Raw genomic sequence first — 15,578 nt, forward strand, 5'->3', positions numbered from 1 at the left:
TCTCTCCCTTGCAGTCTTCATATCGGAAGCGTTCTATAATTTTAAGTTGGATTTACTGATTGCTGCGATAAGTTGAACTTATGAAAAATCTTACCCTGAAACAGCTACGTTATTTTGAAGCCCTGGCAAGGGATGGCCGCTTTCGCCGTGCCGCCGATGCCTGCGCCATCTCCCAGCCGGCGCTCTCCATGCAGATCAAAGAACTTGAGCAGGAATTGGGCAGCGAACTCTTCGAGCGCAGCGCCCGCGAGGTGAAGCTTACCCCTTTCGGCCAGAGCTTTGCGCTACGCGTCCGCGATATCCTGCGCGCCGTGGACGAGCTCGGCGAGTTTGCCCGCGCCTCCCGCGACAGCTTCCTGACGCGCCTGCGTATCGGCATCATCCCGACGATCGCACCCTATCTGCTGCCGGCGATTATAAACGATCTCAACAAAAGCTTCGCGGGGATTCAGATCGAGGTGCGCGAGACGCAGACGGCCAAGCTGGTTCAGGAACTGGCGCAGGGCCAGCTGGATATGGCGATCGTCGCGCTGCCCGTGTCTGAACCCTCGCTGACCGAGCTCGAGCTGTTCAAGGAAGAATTCGTGCTGGTCAGACGGCACGAGGATGGCGGCAAGCCGGTGCCCGAACGCGAGGTGTTGCGCGAAATGCGGCTGCTGCTGCTCGAAGAGGGCCACTGCTTCCGCGACCAGGCCCTGTCTTTCTGCAAGGTCGGGCCGGCCCGCCCGCGGGAAATCATGGAAGGCAGCTCGCTCTCTACCCTCGTCCAGATGGTCGGCGCCGGCATTGGCGTCACCCTGATCCCGGAGATGGCCGTTCCCGTCGAAACGCGCTCGGCCCACGTCTCGATCTCCCGCTTCCCGTCACCCCAGCCATCGCGAACCATCGGCATGGTCTGGCGCAACTCCACGCCGATGGCCAAGCAGCTGCAGGAGGTCGCCGAGGTGGTGCGCCGGTCGGCGGAGACGATGCGCGGGCAATATGCCGATGGGGCGGCAGCGTTCGCGATTACTGCGTGAGCCGCAATGTATCGCCGCGAATGGCCGCCGCGATCGTTTCATAGACGGTCTTGATCGTCGCCGGTGATGCGGTGAAGAAATGTGCGGTGTTGGTGGCGCAGTTGCGGATGTTCACCACATCGGCATCGGCGCTGTAGGAAAGCGTATAGATTTCGATGCCGCTCTTCTTCATCGCTGTGCACGCGGTCTGCATCGCGGCGGTGGCGAATGCGTTGCACGCCGACGATTGAGTTTGCGAGCAGATCCAGTCGAACTTGTCGTTGGGGTCGTATTTGGTGTTCATTTCGCCATCGGTCATGAACACCATGACCTTATGCACGGAATCGGAGACGGGTGCGGGTGAGGATTGGTCTCCCCACACGCCCTGCCATTTCGGCGACAGTGTATACCATCCCGCGACCACGCCTGCATCCAGCCGGGTGGAGCCTTCGGATGTGAGGTTCTTCACGACGCTTTTAAGATAGGCGAAGTCGCCGGTCAGCGGCGTGACCGGTGGCGGGCAAAAACTCGTTCCCGATTTGGGATTGGCGTCCATGGCGACGAAGGCGGAGGTACTAGGCGGCGCGTCGCCCATGCCGTCACCGATCGCACCGGTATCCCTGACCTCGACGTCGGCACGTGGCTCGATGCAGCCCATCCAGTAGTAATTCTTCGAGGTGGACATGACAGGCGTGACGCCGTCGATCCAGTAAGAGAGCTTGTAGCTGGAGGAGGTGTAGACCGATTCGGGGTCGGTCCAGCGCTTGGGAACCGCAGCCGTTCCATTATAGGATTTGAGCCATGCCGTGTTTGCCAGGCCGAAATTGACGCGGCTGGAAAAGGGCACGATCGATATCTTGGTTTTGTCGACGAGCGATGTGTTGGAGGAAAAGGCCTGGAGAAAGCCGGCGACCGCGGTCTGCATCGGCGTGAAGCGGTTCTCCTCGATCATCGAGCTCGACACGTCGAGCACCAGCGCGATCTCCAACTGCTTTACTCCCGGCAAAGCCGCACAGGACCGGATGCTGATCGGAACGGACTGGATATTGGCCAGTTTCATGAAGGTGGTGGGCACGGCGTCCGCCACGTCGAGGCACAGTTCCGACTCGTCGCTCGCCACCTGCGGCTTGCCGGCGACGGCGGTCTCGAACTCGCCATTCGCCGACAGGAAGGCGTTGATCGTCTTCGCTATCGTCGCTTCCGGCATGCCGGACTTGTATTTGGCGGCGGCCGCGAGCACGGCCGAATCCGCGGCCGCTTGCAGCTCCGTCCGGCCATTATAGGCTCTGATGTAGTCGATGGATGCGCCGACCGCGAGAAGCATGGGTACGGCGACCAGGATGACGATGATCGCGACGGCCCCGTCGCGATCATCGATCAGGCGGGAGAGGAAGGACAAACGAGGGGGCATAGGCATCGGCTCGAAATTCAGATCTCTCTTTGGTTTCGAGCAGCGCTATGGCGGCAAACTTAACGACATGGAAACGCCCCGCCGCGCGGGAGCGGCAGGGGGCATTTTCCGACGCGAATCGTACAACCGGCTCTGATTGTGGATATCCCGCGCGTTTGAAGGGCGGGCGCCCTCGCCTTACGAGCGGCGTTTGAACGTGTGTTCGGCTGCCGGGAATTTCCGCGTGCGCACCTCGCCAGCATAGGCGGCGGCGGCATCCGCAACTCTTTTGCCGAGCTCGTCGTAACGCTTGACGAAACGTGGCGTGAAATCGTTGAAGAGCCCCAGAATGTCGTCAGAAACCAGAACCTGGCCGTCGCAGGCGGCGGAGGCGCCGATGCCGATGGTCGGTATATGCATGGCAGAGGTCACCTCGCGAGCGAGCGGTTCCACCGTGCCCTCGATGACGACGGCAAAGGCGCCCGAGCCGCCAATGGCATGCGCGTCGCGCCGGATCTTCGAAGTCTCGTGTTCGGAGTGCCCGACGGAGCGATAGCCGCCGGCGGTCTGAACCTGCTGCGGCATCAGCCCGATATGCCCCATGACCGGAATCCCGCGCTTCGTCAGGAAGGCGATGGTCTCGGCCATCTCCTCGCCGCCTTCCAGCTTGACGGCGTCGCAGCCGGTTTCCTGCAGGATGCGCACCGCGTTGCGGAACGCAACCTCTTTCGATTCTTGGTAGCTGCCGAACGGCATGTCGACGACGACGCAGGCCTTGGCGACGCCGCGCATCACCGCCTTGCCGTGGGCGATCATCATGTCGAGCGTGACGCCGATGGTGGTCTCCATGCCGTAGAGCACCATGCCGAGCGAATCCCCGACCAGCAGCAGGTCGCAATGCTCATCGAGCAGCCGCGTCATCGGCGTGGTGTAGGCGGTCAGGCAGACAATCGGTTTGCCGCCCTTCATGGCTGAGATGCGGGCTGGGGTAAAACGCTTCTGGGATCCGACCGCACTCATCTGCTCACTCCCTTTCCGGATTGCCCGCTCATGCGGTTGTCCCGGACAATTTTAGTGTCCCCGGGGCCTCGGCTGCGGATCACACGATTGTCGAGAAGCCGCGTCGTTCCGATCCTAATGAAGAGCGCCACGACGACGGGTTCTTCGATGGAAGCGACCGGGGCGAGCGTCGAGGCATCCCTGACGGCGACAACCTCGGCCTTCGCCAGGGGTTCGCGGCCGATGAAGGCGGTGAGCTTTGCCTCGAGCTCCGCGGCATCCGACAGGCCTTCAGCGACCAGGCGTTCTGCCTCGTCGAGCGTCTGAGGGACGATCACGGCCGCGCGGCGTTCGTCGGGGCTGAGATAGACGTTGCGCGACGAAAAGGCGAGGCCGTCGCTGTCGCGCACCGTCGGCACGGCAATGACACGCACCGGCACGGCGAGATCGTCCACCATTCGCTTGATGATGACGACCTGCTGGTAGTCCTTCTCTCCGAAGTAAGCGGTCTGCGGCTGGATGATATTGAACAGCTTGGAAACGACGGTGGCGACGCCGGCGAAATGGCCGGGCCTAACCGCGCCTTCGAGCTCGCGGCCGAGATCGGGAACGTCGACGACCGTCTTCATTGGACGCGGGTACATATCCTCGACGCCGGGCGCGAAGAGGAAATTGACGCCCGCCTGCTTGAGCATGGCGCCGTCGCGCTCGAGATCGCGCGGATATTTGCTGAGATCTTCCGCCGGGCCGAACTGCAGTGGATTGACGAAAATCGAGACGACGACGATGTCGTTCTCGGCGCGGGCACGCGCGACAAGCTGCATATGACCGGCATGGAGATAACCCATCGTCGGAACCAGGCCGACGGTCCGCCCCTGCCGCTTCAGCGCATCGAGCGTGTGCCGCAGCTCTTCAATGCTCGAGAAAACCCGCATATATCCTCCCCGCGGCCGGTCATTCTTCTTGGGCGCGGATAAGAAGTGTAATCGATGCCGGAGGTCAATGCACATTCCGCGATAAAAACGATTATATGGGATTGGCAGACCGATAAGGCCGAACCTATATCCGCCCGGAAATGGAAGCTTGCCGCGGGCTGGCAATGTGCGGGCCGCGGCGTTATTGGCCTGTCCGTCAATATACCATCATAGTCGGCCGTTATGGAGGATGCATGGACAAACCCTGGAAGATCAGCCGCGGGCCGATTGCGGCGACCGAGCTCGATGTGGAGAAGGCGAACGCGATCAACAGCATGTTGATCCGGCCGGTCGGCGTGCTTCCGGCCAAGCCCGGCGATCCCGTCCTTCCCTTCGCCGTCGGCCTGTTCAACGAGCTGCGCCCGCTCTTGAACCCCGAGGCCGGGGTGACGACGCTCCGGCGCGCGACCGCCGCCTATGTCCATTGCCGGCGCTATTATTTCGCCAGCGCGCAGCCCGATTCCATGCGCCACAACATCGACGGCGAACCGGTCGAACCCTTGTCGGCCGAAGACCGGCTGGTCGCGCAGAAGCGCTTCCTGAGCCTCAAGCAGAGCGCCAAGGCCGAGGCGCCCGAGCCGGCGCCGGTTCCCCCTCCCGTCCTCAGCAAGAACGAACAGATCCGCGCCGCCCTTCTGCGCGGCAGAAAGAGCACCGTCAGCTAACCTCGGCGATTGGCGGATTTTTCGCCCGCAAGAGCGCCATCAGCATCGGACCGAGCGCGAATTCGCCGCGTCCGGCGCGGCGCGTGAGATCCCTGAGATAGCCGCCGGCGGAGGTGATGCACCCTCCCCTTTGCAGGATGCAGGCCATGACGGTCGCGGCATTTTCCGGCCCCATCACCGAACAGGCTTCCTCATAGGCCGGCGGGCTGACGCGCAGCATCGTGCGCACGATGACCGCCGCCGTCATGAGATCCCGCCAGCTGCCGATCGCCCCGCCTGGGCCGTAATCGGCAATATCGGGGCAGGCCTGCAGCACCGTGCCGAGCGGAAAGGATTTCAATCTGCCGGCATCCGGCCGGGACACAGCCCGAATCCCCTGCCCGCCGTCCCCTCGCCTGCCCTGGTCATGGTTTTCCGGTCCAGTCCTCGGCTGGTCGTCCCGCCTCGCCTCTTGCTGCGTTCCCAAACCCGGTTCAGATTCAGATAGGGATTCGGGATTCGAATTCTGTATGTGGCGCTCACTCTGGGATTCATTGGTGCTCGCAATTTGCATTTTCTCGTGCAATTCCAACGTGTTGATCATGCTAAGTCGGATCGTCTCCAGCTCTTCGAGCAGCGGCGGCAGATTTTCGAGCGTTGCCGCCTTCGGGATGCGCTGCAGCAGTGCATGAAACAGCGAAGACATTCGCTCCCAGTCGCCGTGAACGGCTTCCTCGACGGCTGCGGCGAGGAGCTTGACGATGTCGCGCCGGCAGATCGTCAGCCGCTCCTTCATCGTCCGCAGCATCTGCCGGTCGGCGGCGAGGCCGGCGGCCATCGCTTCGATCTCGCTCGCACGGGCAAGAAGCGGCGCCAGGCTGAAGCCATAGGCCTCGTCGATGCCGCCTGCCCTGCCTCGGCGGACATAACGCTTGCCGTTCGGGCTGTCCTTGCGGGAAATCAGGCCGGCCTCGACGAGCACGGCGAGATGCCGGCGCAGCGTTGCGGCGGCCATGCCGCGTGCCCGCAGCGAAAGCTGCGTATTCGAGGGAAAGACCACCAGTCCTTTTTCGCCGGAGAGCTCGTCCTCGGGATAAAAGCTCAGCAGCGCATCCAGCACGGTGAGCGCCCGGTCGGTCACGCCGAGCCCTGCCCGCGCCTCGCAGACCGATCGGAACAGCTTCCATTTGTTGCGCGTCGTTCCGGCCGCGATCGCTTCGCCGCGCCGCTGTTTCATCAGCAGGGCAAGCGACATCGGCCGCCGCCCGAAGGGCGTCGTCACAGATTCACTCTCCATTTCCTTCACCTCTATTCAGGCAAGAGAAATCCGCTCACCGAAACGATGCGAGGGTTGAGGGCACTGCAGCGTCATTGCCGCATCTGAAAAGACGCGGGCGAGCGCTTCAGGACTCTTGACGGGGATTCGTGAAAATGCGATTCTCTTTCTTGCTTAAGGATGTGAGAAGGGCTTCCACGACTCGTTCGTTAGGGGGCCTTTTTCTTTTGCGGTTTCAGTCTCCTTGTTTGCCCTCCTCGGCGAGGAATTGCTCATAGAGCGCATCCAGCCTAGTGGAGAGAAATTCCCCGAAGCGGCCGGCATTCCTCGCCTTCATCGAGAGCGAGAACGCCTTGCCGTCATTCTTCATTTCCGCCTGCACCGCCTTGTCCAGCGGCTGCCATGTCACCTTCCTTGCCGCTGCCGTTTTCTTCACCGGCCGCGCGCTTTTGTTGAGCGCCGCATAGAGCGCTTCGAAACGTTTGTCGGAAGGTAACTGATGAAAATTGTCCTCTTCGAGGACCTTGGCGACACTTGCCGCATTGGCCGATCTGCCGGCGAGCAGCGATAGTTCCACCCAGCGTTCGCGGCCGACGCCGGGCGCCGGGCCGATCGCCTGCACGACCTCTTGCGGCAGCCGCTCCATGACCGACATCATCTTCGAAACCGAAGCCGCATTGGCGGCGAGCGCCGTCGAAATCACCTCCCTGTCATAGCCGAGCTCCTCCAGCCGGTTGGCGAAGAGCGCCCGCTCGATGAAGGTGAGGTCGGCGCGAGCCGAATTTTCCTGGCCCTGGGCCATGACATGGGTGCGGTCGTCGATCGCCTTGACGACGGCGCGGACATTGCGGCCGAGTTCGCGGGCGGCGCGCAGGCGCCGGTGGCCGAAGACCACCTGATAATGGCCATCAATCTTGCTATGGGGGCGCACCAGGATGGGTGTGTCCTGCCCGCGCGCGCGGATCGCCTCGACCAGCGCGCGGAACGCCTCATCATCCTCCGACAGCCGGTCCTTGACGAAGGAGGCCTCGACGAGCTCGGGGTCGAGATCGACCACCGCCTCACCCTCGAGGAATTTTTCCGCCTGCTTGGCAAGCTCATCCAGCGAGCGGACGAGCGAGCGGCCTGCCCCGCGCATCGGGTAGTTCGGCGCGCCCGCGCCCTCGGGCATCTCGGTCAGCCCCTCAAGCAGATTTTTCCGTGCCATCGTTTCCTCCGATTGCAGTCATTCCATTGATTTGCTTTAGGGAAATGGCGAATTTGTCAGCCGACAAATCACCGCCCCCATGCCTGGTGAATGAGGCCGGCGATCTCGGCATTGACGGCGTCCATCGCCTCGATCGCCCGATCATAGGTTCCCCGGTTCATCGAGGAGCGCTCGACCTCGTAAAGCGTCTGCTTGGTGATGCCGGCATCCGAGATCGCCGTCGATTTAACCATCTGATGCTTCAGCATGAATTCGTGGAACATGGTCGACATGAAGCCGACCATTTGCGCCTGCGGCACGTCGGTCGGCTCGTAGCGGGTGATGAGGTAGCGGTACCAGGAGAGGTTCACCTCGGCACCGGCCGCGCGGATCGGCTTCAGGATGCCGCCGAGCATGAGCAGGAACTGGCCCATCGACATGACGTCGAGCATTTGCGGATGGATGGTGATCAAGACGCTGGTCGCAGCCGTCAGCGCCGTCAGCGTGAGATAGCCGAGCTGCGGTGGACAATCGATGACGACGACGTCGTAGCGGTCGTCGACCTCGGCAAGCGCCCGCGAGATGCGGGTGAAGAAGGTCTTGCCGTCATTGCTCGATTTGTCGGCCATGGCGAGCGGGGTGTCGTACTCGTATTCCTGCAGATCGAGATTGGCCGGCACGATATCGAGGCCAGGAAAATTGGTCTGGTGGATGATTTCCGAAAGCTTCTTCTTCTCGCCATCGTAGCGGATCGCCTCATAGAGCGAGGAGGCCTGGTCGAATTCCGGCTGGAAGCCGTGCAGGGAAGAGAGCGATGCTTGCGGATCGAGATCGACGGCGAGCACGCGGTGACCGGTCAGCGCCAGATGCTGGGCGAGATGGGCGGATGTCGTCGTCTTGCCCGAGCCGCCCTTGAAATTGACGACGGCGATGACCTGCAGCTTCTCATGGCCGCGGCGATGGGGCACATACATGCGGCTCTCGGAGCGGCCATGCGCATCAAGGTAGCGCCTGAGCTCCAACATTTGCTCGGCGTTGTAGGAGCGGCGGCCGGAAGGCGAGGTCTGCGGGCAGGGGCCTTTGCCTTCGAGATGCAGTTTCTTCAGCGTGCTCTGCGACGCCCCGACATAATTGGCGACCTCCGCCAGCGAGAAGCTGCGCAGCGTCTTCTTCGCATTGGGCGGAAAACGCTGCACGCTGAGCAGATGCAGCTTCTTCGAAATAACGTCGCCATGTTCGAGAATCTGATCCTCGAAGTAGAGCGGCACGGCCTTTAAGGCGTTCAAATTAGCGTTCATCGGCGGCAATCTCTCGGATAACGATTTTCGGGATCAAAAGCCCCTCTAACCGTTATTATCCGCGATTCTCCGGTGCCGACCAAGAAATTTAAGGTTAACGCATATTAACCTTTTCCTCGCTCATTCAAGCACTTGGACCTGCTGCACAGCATCTGGAATGACCGGGGTTCTGGGCCGGGGGCGCTGATAACGCGCCCCCGGCGACGCCCGGCCGAAGGGGAGGGGCATTCGGCGGGCTTAGCTCAATGGCGCTTCGCCTGTGGTGATCCGCTGCTCGTCGGCAGCGAAGAGGTGCACGGCATCGTGGATCGGCGCGATCTTCAATATGTCACCGGGAGCGGCCCTGATCCGCTCGCGGAAGACGCAGGTGAGCGTCTGCCCTCCCAGCCGGACGAGGACCAGCGTTTCCGAGCCCGTCGGCTCGACGACGATCGTCGTTACTTCAATGCCATCAGGGTCGAGCCTGATATGTTCGGGGCGAATGCCGTAGATGACCGCGTCGAGCGGACGGCGCTCGCTCGGCAGCAGCAGCCCATCCACCGTCTTGAAGCCGTCTTCTCCCATGCTGCCCTCGATGAAATTCATCGCGGGCGAGCCGATGAAGCCGGCGACGAAGAGATTGCTCGGCCGGTCGTAGAGTTCGAGCGGCGAACCGGACTGCTCGATCAGCCCGTCCTTCATGACGACGATCTTGTCGGCCATGGTCATGGCCTCGATCTGATCGTGGGTGACGTAGATCGTCGTCGTCTGCAGCCGCTGATGCAGTTCCTTGATCTCCGAGCGCATCTGCACGCGCAGCTTGGCGTCGAGGTTCGACAAGGGCTCGTCGAAGAGGAAGACGGCCGGATCGCGCACGATCGCCCGGCCCATGGCGACGCGCTGCCGCTGGCCGCCGGACAATTGCTTCGGATAACGCTCGAGGAGATTTTCGAGGCCGAGGATCTTGGCTGCGTTGCCGACCCGATGGTCGATCTCCGACCTCGGCATGCGCTTCAGCCGCAGCGAGAAGCCCATGTTCTTGGCGACCGTCATATGCGGATAGAGCGCGTAGTTCTGGAACACCATGGCGATGTCGCGATCCTTCGGCGCCAGCTCGTTGACGATGTGCTTGCCAATCTGGATCTGGCCCGAGGTGATGCCCTCGAGACCGGCGATCATCCGGAGCAGCGTCGATTTCCCGCAGCCGGAGGGGCCGACGAGGACGACGAACTCGCCGTCGCCGATATCGACCGACACGCCTTTGATGGCTTTGAACGCGCCGTAATCCTTGCGCGCATTGCTGACCGAAACATGGGCCATGAAAGTCCTCCAGAATTCGCCGTCAAAGTCCGTTCAAGACATTTTTGAGATAATCGAGGCCGAGGCGCTCGCCCTCCTTGCGCGCGGAGAGATCCTTGCCCGGCCAGCCATAGGCGGCATCCTCGTGCTCGATCGAAAGCGTGCCGTCGAAGCCGTAGCCGCGGGCCTGGCTGAGGAAACGCGGCCAGTCGAGAAGGCCGATCCCCGGCAGCTTGTACTGCCACCAGCCCCTGCCGTGATAGCCGATCGCCTGCAGAGCCTCCTTGTCGATCGCCGTATCCTTGGCGTGCAGGATGGCGATGCGATCCTTCACTGCCTCCATCGCCCGATAGGGATCGACGCCGATGCGGATGAGGTGCGAGGGATCGAATTCCAGCCCGAAGCGGCGATCCGGGATTCTCGCGAAAAGCTCCTGCCAACCCTTTGGAGTCGTGCCGATGAAATTGTCTTTCGGCCCCGGCCAATTCTCGATCGCGAAGGTCAGGCCGGAGGATCGCGTCTCCTCGATCAGTCCGTTCGCAAAATCGGCGAAATCGTCATAATTGGCCTCGTCGCTCGCGCTGTCGTCCCGGCCCGGGAAGATCACGAAGATCGGGACGCCGGTCTCGCCGATCGCCCGGGCGAATTCCACCGTCTTACCCCTGAGCTCCCGGCGCTTGTCGCGGTCGGCATCGAGCTGATTGCCGAAATAGGTGACAGAGGAGACGAAGAGGTTGCGGTGCCTCGCAAGCGCGACGGCGTCCGCCACCCGGTCCGGCGTCTTGATATGGCCGCTGACATCGATCTCGATGGCGTCGAAACCGGCCGAGGCGGCGAAATCCACCACTTCCTCCAGCGGGCGGTCATTGAATGTCGATGTGTAAAAGCCGATCTTCATCAATTCCTCCCGGGGGCCTAGCGGCCGTCTCAACTGTTCAGCCGATCCATGTTTTTCAGCGGCGAGCGCGTGCGTTGCGCCACATCCGCCGATGCAAGCATCAGGGCGGCGGCCATCGGCATCGCGGCCGCGCCCATGGCCGAGGCGTCCTCACCGATCGAGGCGCGATGCAGCGAGGGCAGGTTGGTATCCCCGGCGTCGAGATGTTCGTGCACATAACGCAGCAATTCATCGACGATGCGGATCGGCAGCCTGCCTCCAACGAGCACGGCGTCGGGATCGACGATCATGGCGATATGTTTGACGGCGACCGCCAGATGGGCGCTCATCTCCTTCAGCCACTGCGAAACGAGCCGCCTTCCATGCGCGTCGAGTGTCAACAGATCCTGGGGAACGCTCACTTCGATGCCGTGTTTGGCCAGGAAATCATAGAGGAAGAACAGCGAGAAGATCTCGCCGAGAAGCTGGACCTTCTGGCTTTTGCCGTCGCGGCCGTCGGCGATCGGCAGCCAGCCGATCTCGCCGCTGAGGCCCATGGCGCCGCGATGGCCGTTGCCGTCGAGCACCAGGCCGCCGCCCGGGCAGGCATTGACGGCGACATAGAAGAAGCTGCTGCTTTCGGCGCCGAGGCCGTAATCGAGCTCGGCAAGGGCTGCCGCATTGGCCTCGTTTTCGATGAAGACGGGATGCTGTGTCAGGTTCTCGAGTGCGGTGCGCACATCGAATTCCGTCCATTCCTGATAGGCATCCGGCTTGCCGAGCAACGAGATTTCGCCGAGCCAATCCGGCACCGCCAGCCCGATGCCGCAAAGGCGCGCATCGTCGATCAGCCGGCTGCGCTGAAAATGCGAGATCGCATCCGATGTCAGCTGCATGAATTCACCAGGCAGGATGAAGCGCTTTTCGTGATGCACGCGGGCGCGGACATTGCCGACGGCATCGACGGCGAGGATCGTCAGATGATCGCGGTCGATATTGATGCCGATGGCGTATGAGGCATCCGGGTTGATCTCCAGCTCGATTGCCGGCTGGCCGCGCAGCCCATGGCGGCGGCGGGCTTCCATGATCAGGCCCTCGTTGAGCAGCCGATCGACGATGCGGGCGATGGCCGGTTTGGTGAAACCGGTGCGCCTGGCGATTTCGGCCCGCGAGATCGGCGCCTGGCGGTGGATGCAGCGCAGGACGACGGCTCGGTTGTGCTCGCCGGCATCTTCGACATTGGCTCCCGTCAGATCCGAGGAGAGCTTGGCGCCGAGCGTCTGGTTCATGCGTTCGATCCTTCCTCACGCGTCAAGAATGAATCAGACCGTTTCATCCCTTCACCGCGCCGCTGGTCATCGCGCCGAGGATCAGCCTCTGCAGCGACAGGAAGGCCACGATCGCCGGAACGACCGAGATCAGGCAGGCGGCGGCAAGCAGCTGGATGGACGAGTCGGTCTGCATGCCGCGGAAGTTAAAGATTCCCACACCGATCGGCATCAGGTCATTTTTGGTGAGCAGCAGGAAAGGCACCAGGAATTGCGACCAGCCGGCAATGACCGTGATGATGAAGACTGAGGCGATGCCCGGCGCCGACAGCGGCAGAATGATCCGCCAGAAGACCGAGAAGCGGTTGCAGCCGTCGATCATCGCCGCCTCGTCGAGGCTGCGCGGAATGCCGTCGACCGTGCTCTTCAAGAGCCAGGTCGCGAGTGGTACGCCGAGCGCGATATAGACCATGACGACGGCAAAATGCGTATCGAGCATTCCGAGCCGGTTCATGTAGCGGTAGAGCGGCACCATGATGACGAGCGGCGAGATCATCTGGAAAAGCAGGAGGCCCATCATCGACAGGCCCTTGCCGCGGAAATTGAAGCGGGAAAAGGCGTAGGCCGCGGGCAGCGCCACGATCAGCACGCCGAAGCCGCTCAAGGCCGCGAGCTTGAGGCCGTTCCAGAGATAGATCGGGAAATAGCTGTTGTTGAGAACGGTGATGAAATTGTCGATGGTCGGATTGTTGGGAATATAACGCGCCGCGCCGCGATAGATCTCGCGCTTGTCGCGCATCGCCATCGACAGGAGATAGGTGAGGGGGCCGGCGAAAAAGATGAACATCGCCAGCATGAAGAGATAACTCATGGCATCGCCGAGCCGGGTTCCGGTGCGCTGGCTCATTGCTCTTCCTCCTTCGGCAGGAACGAGGCATAGATGAAGGCGAGCCCGAGGCTGATGATCAGCATCAGCACGGAGAGCACGCTGCCGCCGGAGAGATCGTAGTTCCGGAAGACGATGTTGAAGACATAGAGCGAGATCACCTCGGTCGCGCGCCCGGGGCCGCCGCCGGTCAGCGTGATGATCGCATCGAAGGTGTTCACCGTCTGGATGGTGATGAGGATCATGTTGACGAGGATGGCGGCGCGCAGCTGCGGAAGCGTGACGAAGAAGAACTGCTGCGAAGCGGTGGCGCCGTCGACTTCGGCCGCTTCATAGAGCGATGGATCGATCGCCTTCAGCGCCGCATACATGACGACCATGGAAAAGGCGGTGCCGCGCCAGATGTTGGAGATCAGCGTCGACCATGGCGCGATTGCGGGATCCGAAAGCCAGGCAACGGTCGGCATGTGCATCAGCCTCAGAATGCTGTTCAGCGCGCCGTAGGGCGCTTCGGAAAACAGCATCTGCCAGATGATGCCGCCGGCAATGCCGGGCACGACCCAGGCGACGAGCGCCGTCGTTCTCAGGATCGTCGTGCCGAACAGGCCGCGCTTCTCGCCGCGGATGACGGTGACGGCGACGGCAAGACCGAGGATCTGCTGGCCGATGACGCTGCCGCCGACGAAGATCAGCGTCGCCCATAAGATGTCGGGCAGCTGCGGCGAGCTCAGCGCATTGGTGATCGAGCCCAGCGTATAGTCCTGATTGTCGCCGATCAGCGTCGCGTTTGTGAAGGAAAGCCGGAAAACATCGATGACGGGGTAGAGATAGAATATGCCGATGACGATGATCACGGGCATGATCCAGGGCAGGGGCGCGCCGGCGAACCGGCGCATGAACGTTCTGCTTTGAGGCGGGCCGTCGGCCTCGATGGCAATGGGGCTCATTGGCTTCTCTGTCCGGGTTTGGCACTGTCGACGGCGCCTCAAGGCCAGGCGCCGCCGCTGTCTGAAGCGTTGGAGTAGCTGCCCCTCACCCTAACCCTCTCCCCGCTCGCGGGGAGAGGGGACGTGCCCTGCGAGAGGTAGATGGAAATGGGGAGCTTGCGGCGTGTTCCCTTCTCCCCGCAGGCGGGGAGAAGGTGGCGGCAGCCGGATGAGGGGCTGGCTAGCGACGCCGCAGCATCACAGCCGCTTGTAAGCCTCCATCGCCGCGCTGAAGGCGGCATCCAGAGCTTCTTCCGGTTTCTTCGTGCCCGAGAGCACGTCGCCCATCATGATCTGGATCTGGTTGGATATTTCAGGATAGATCGGCACGCCGGGGCGGGCCTGGCCGTTGACCAGAGCCTGGGCGAAGGTCTTGTTGGCTTCGGTGGAGAAGACCTCATATTTGTCGAACAGCGATTTGCGCGTCGGCAGCTGCTGCTGCAGGGCGTTGGCCGGTCCCATATAGACCTCGCGCGCCAGATTGGCGCACATCTCGATCTTCTCCTTGTCCTTGCTGAAGGAGGCGATCGTCCAGCCGCCGGTGCCGGTCGAGCGCTGATCGGCGGTCGGGCCGGGGATCGGCGAGAAGGTCCAGTTGGTGAACTCGTCTTCCTCGAGCGTCGTCTTCAGCTGCGCATATTGCCAGTTGCCGCCGATGAAGAGGGCGGTCGTGCCGGCTGCGGCCGCCGCGTTCATGTCGTCGTAATTGGCGATGGTGCTGACGCGCTTGGGGGCCGCGCCGGAATCGACGAGATCCTTGAAGTAGTTCAGCGCCTTCAGGAATTTCTCCTTGTTCTCGCCTTCGCCGAACACCGGCTTGCCGCTGTCGTCGACGAGTTTGCCGCCGAGCGCCCAGTAATTGGCCAGCCAGTCGAAGGTCGTGCCTTCCCAGCGTCCGCCATTGAAGAGAACGCCTTCCATGCCTTCCTTGGTGGAGGCAAGGGCGGCCTTCTTCAGGTCGTCCCAGGTCTCAGGCGCATCTGCTACGACAGACTTGTTGCGGTAGAGCACGCGAAGGTCCGTATCCCACCACCAGGCGCGCACCGTCTGGTCCTTGTCGGTGATGCCGGCGCGGATGAAGGGGAAGAGATCGTCCACTTCTTCCTTCGAGAAGTAGGGCGTGAAATCGGCCAGCACCTTGTTGACCATGAACTGCGACAGCACAAAGGAGTCGACGGCGGCGCAATCCGGCGCATTGCCGGCCTTGGCCTGCTCCAGCATCTTGGCCTGCTCGGTGCCGATGTCGGAGGACATGAACTGCATCTGCAGTTTCCACTCGGGATGCTTCTTGATGAATTCGACGAACAGCTTCTGATAGCCCTCTGCAATGGCGGGGTCGGAGTTGTTCGGGCTATCGTTGGTCAGGCGGACGACGAGGGTTTTGGCGGCATCGGCAAGGCCGATCCGGTCTTTGGTGGCAAGTTCCTGGGCAAAAATGGCGGATGCTGAAAATAAGATAGTGCTCAGCGTCAATGCGCTGACGGTCGCGCTCTTCATGATGGGTCTCCTCCCCATTTT

General features: G+C 62.1%; 14 protein-coding genes. 2 read left to right on the forward strand and 12 right to left on the reverse strand.

The features are described 5' to 3' along the window. Positions 1-80 precede the first annotated feature (80 nt). Positions 81-1,019 (forward strand): hydrogen peroxide-inducible genes activator, encoded by a 939-nt coding sequence (locus EFR00_RS27135; protein ID WP_077988924.1) that lies wholly within the window; start codon positions 81-83, stop codon positions 1,017-1,019. On the opposite strand, the gene EFR00_RS27140 is transcribed toward EFR00_RS27135, so the two are convergent. From EFR00_RS27140 to panC, 3 genes are all read right to left on the reverse strand, one after another. Further along, positions 1,009-2,409 carry a pilus assembly protein TadG-related protein gene (locus EFR00_RS27140; RefSeq protein WP_225882576.1) on the reverse strand — a complete coding sequence of 467 codons (1,401 nt, stop codon included), beginning with the start codon at positions 2,407-2,409 and terminating at the stop codon, positions 1,009-1,011. The genes EFR00_RS27135 and EFR00_RS27140 overlap by 11 nt on opposite strands. 177 nt (positions 2,410-2,586) lie before the next feature. Further along, the gene (panB, locus tag EFR00_RS27145) at positions 2,587-3,408 is read right to left on the reverse strand and encodes a 3-methyl-2-oxobutanoate hydroxymethyltransferase (protein ID WP_077988922.1); all 822 of its coding nucleotides are present in this window, start codon (positions 3,406-3,408) and stop codon (positions 2,587-2,589) included. After that, positions 3,405-4,322, reverse strand: a complete 918-nt coding sequence (gene panC / locus EFR00_RS27150; RefSeq protein WP_009995656.1) for a pantoate--beta-alanine ligase — start codon at positions 4,320-4,322, stop codon at positions 3,405-3,407. Before panC ends, panB begins: the two co-directional genes overlap by 4 nt. Positions 4,323-4,555: 233 nt before the next feature. Here panC and EFR00_RS27155 point away from each other — a divergent pair, with 233 nt between their 5' ends. After that, positions 4,556-5,026, forward strand: coding sequence for a ProQ/FINO family protein (locus EFR00_RS27155; RefSeq protein WP_009995655.1), 471 nt, complete (start codon positions 4,556-4,558; stop codon positions 5,024-5,026). Here the strand turns inward: EFR00_RS27155 and repC are convergent. The 9 genes from repC to EFR00_RS27200 all read right to left on the reverse strand — a co-directional run bounded on the left by repC (position 5,019) and on the right by EFR00_RS27200 (position 15,557). Beyond that, positions 5,019-6,302, reverse strand: coding sequence for a plasmid replication protein RepC (gene repC, locus EFR00_RS27160; RefSeq protein WP_077988921.1), 1,284 nt, complete (start codon positions 6,300-6,302; stop codon positions 5,019-5,021). The two genes, EFR00_RS27155 and repC, sit on opposite strands and share 8 nt — an antisense overlap. A gap of 214 nt (positions 6,303-6,516) precedes the next feature. After that, positions 6,517-7,488, reverse strand: coding sequence for a plasmid partitioning protein RepB (gene repB / locus EFR00_RS27165; protein ID WP_077988920.1), 972 nt, complete (start codon positions 7,486-7,488; stop codon positions 6,517-6,519). 68 nt (positions 7,489-7,556) lie between these two features. Then, the gene (gene repA / locus EFR00_RS27170) at positions 7,557-8,765 is read right to left on the reverse strand and encodes a plasmid partitioning protein RepA (protein ID WP_077988919.1); all 1,209 of its coding nucleotides are present in this window, start codon (positions 8,763-8,765) and stop codon (positions 7,557-7,559) included. Positions 8,766-9,002: 237 nt separating this feature from the next. Continuing rightward, positions 9,003-10,064, reverse strand: coding sequence for an ABC transporter ATP-binding protein (locus tag EFR00_RS27175; protein WP_077988918.1), 1,062 nt, complete (start codon positions 10,062-10,064; stop codon positions 9,003-9,005). A gap of 22 nt (positions 10,065-10,086) precedes the next feature. Then, positions 10,087-10,941 carry a sugar phosphate isomerase/epimerase family protein gene (locus EFR00_RS27180; protein ID WP_077988917.1) on the reverse strand — a complete coding sequence of 285 codons (855 nt, stop codon included), beginning with the start codon at positions 10,939-10,941 and terminating at the stop codon, positions 10,087-10,089. A gap of 29 nt (positions 10,942-10,970) precedes the next feature. Further along, positions 10,971-12,209, reverse strand: a complete 1,239-nt coding sequence (locus tag EFR00_RS27185; protein ID WP_077988916.1) for an ROK family transcriptional regulator — start codon at positions 12,207-12,209, stop codon at positions 10,971-10,973. 43 nt (positions 12,210-12,252) lie between these two features. Continuing rightward, positions 12,253-13,095 carry a carbohydrate ABC transporter permease gene (locus EFR00_RS27190; protein WP_040112498.1) on the reverse strand — a complete coding sequence of 281 codons (843 nt, stop codon included), beginning with the start codon at positions 13,093-13,095 and terminating at the stop codon, positions 12,253-12,255. Then, positions 13,092-14,021, reverse strand: a complete 930-nt coding sequence (locus EFR00_RS27195; RefSeq protein WP_040112497.1) for a carbohydrate ABC transporter permease — start codon at positions 14,019-14,021, stop codon at positions 13,092-13,094. Before EFR00_RS27195 ends, EFR00_RS27190 begins: the two co-directional genes overlap by 4 nt. A 237-nt stretch (positions 14,022-14,258) precedes the next feature. Further along, on the reverse strand, positions 14,259-15,557 hold the full coding sequence (locus tag EFR00_RS27200) for an extracellular solute-binding protein (protein WP_077988915.1): 1,299 nt from the start codon (positions 15,555-15,557) through the stop codon (positions 14,259-14,261). Positions 15,558-15,578 lie beyond the last annotated feature (21 nt).

The organism is Rhizobium sophoriradicis, from assembly GCF_003939025.1.
Taxonomy (GTDB): Bacteria; Pseudomonadota; Alphaproteobacteria; order Rhizobiales; family Rhizobiaceae; genus Rhizobium; species Rhizobium sophoriradicis.

Excerpts from the sequence above, each read along its gene's own strand:
- EFR00_RS27135 (WP_077988924.1), top strand. The coding sequence starts at position 81 with ATGAAAAATCTTACCCTGAAACAGCTACGTTATTTTGAAGCCCTGGCA.
- EFR00_RS27200 (WP_077988915.1), bottom strand. The coding sequence starts at position 15,557 with ATGAAGAGCGCGACCGTCAGCGCATTGACGCTGAGCACTATCTTATTT.
- repA (WP_077988919.1), bottom strand. The coding sequence starts at position 8,765 with ATGAACGCTAATTTGAACGCCTTAAAGGCCGTGCCGCTCTACTTCGAG.
- repC (WP_077988921.1), bottom strand. The coding sequence starts at position 6,302 with ATGGAGAGTGAATCTGTGACGACGCCCTTCGGGCGGCGGCCGATGTCG.
- EFR00_RS27195 (WP_040112497.1), bottom strand. The coding sequence starts at position 14,021 with ATGAGCCCCATTGCCATCGAGGCCGACGGCCCGCCTCAAAGCAGAACG.
- EFR00_RS27185 (WP_077988916.1), bottom strand. The coding sequence starts at position 12,209 with ATGAACCAGACGCTCGGCGCCAAGCTCTCCTCGGATCTGACGGGAGCC.
- repB (WP_077988920.1), bottom strand. The coding sequence starts at position 7,488 with ATGGCACGGAAAAATCTGCTTGAGGGGCTGACCGAGATGCCCGAGGGC.
- EFR00_RS27140 (WP_225882576.1), bottom strand. The coding sequence starts at position 2,409 with ATGCCCCCTCGTTTGTCCTTCCTCTCCCGCCTGATCGATGATCGCGAC.
- EFR00_RS27175 (WP_077988918.1), bottom strand. The coding sequence starts at position 10,064 with ATGGCCCATGTTTCGGTCAGCAATGCGCGCAAGGATTACGGCGCGTTC.
- panB (WP_077988922.1), bottom strand. The coding sequence starts at position 3,408 with ATGAGTGCGGTCGGATCCCAGAAGCGTTTTACCCCAGCCCGCATCTCA.
- EFR00_RS27155 (WP_009995655.1), top strand. The coding sequence starts at position 4,556 with ATGGACAAACCCTGGAAGATCAGCCGCGGGCCGATTGCGGCGACCGAG.
- EFR00_RS27180 (WP_077988917.1), bottom strand. The coding sequence starts at position 10,941 with ATGAAGATCGGCTTTTACACATCGACATTCAATGACCGCCCGCTGGAG.
- panC (WP_009995656.1), bottom strand. The coding sequence starts at position 4,322 with ATGCGGGTTTTCTCGAGCATTGAAGAGCTGCGGCACACGCTCGATGCG.
- EFR00_RS27190 (WP_040112498.1), bottom strand. The coding sequence starts at position 13,095 with ATGAGCCAGCGCACCGGAACCCGGCTCGGCGATGCCATGAGTTATCTC.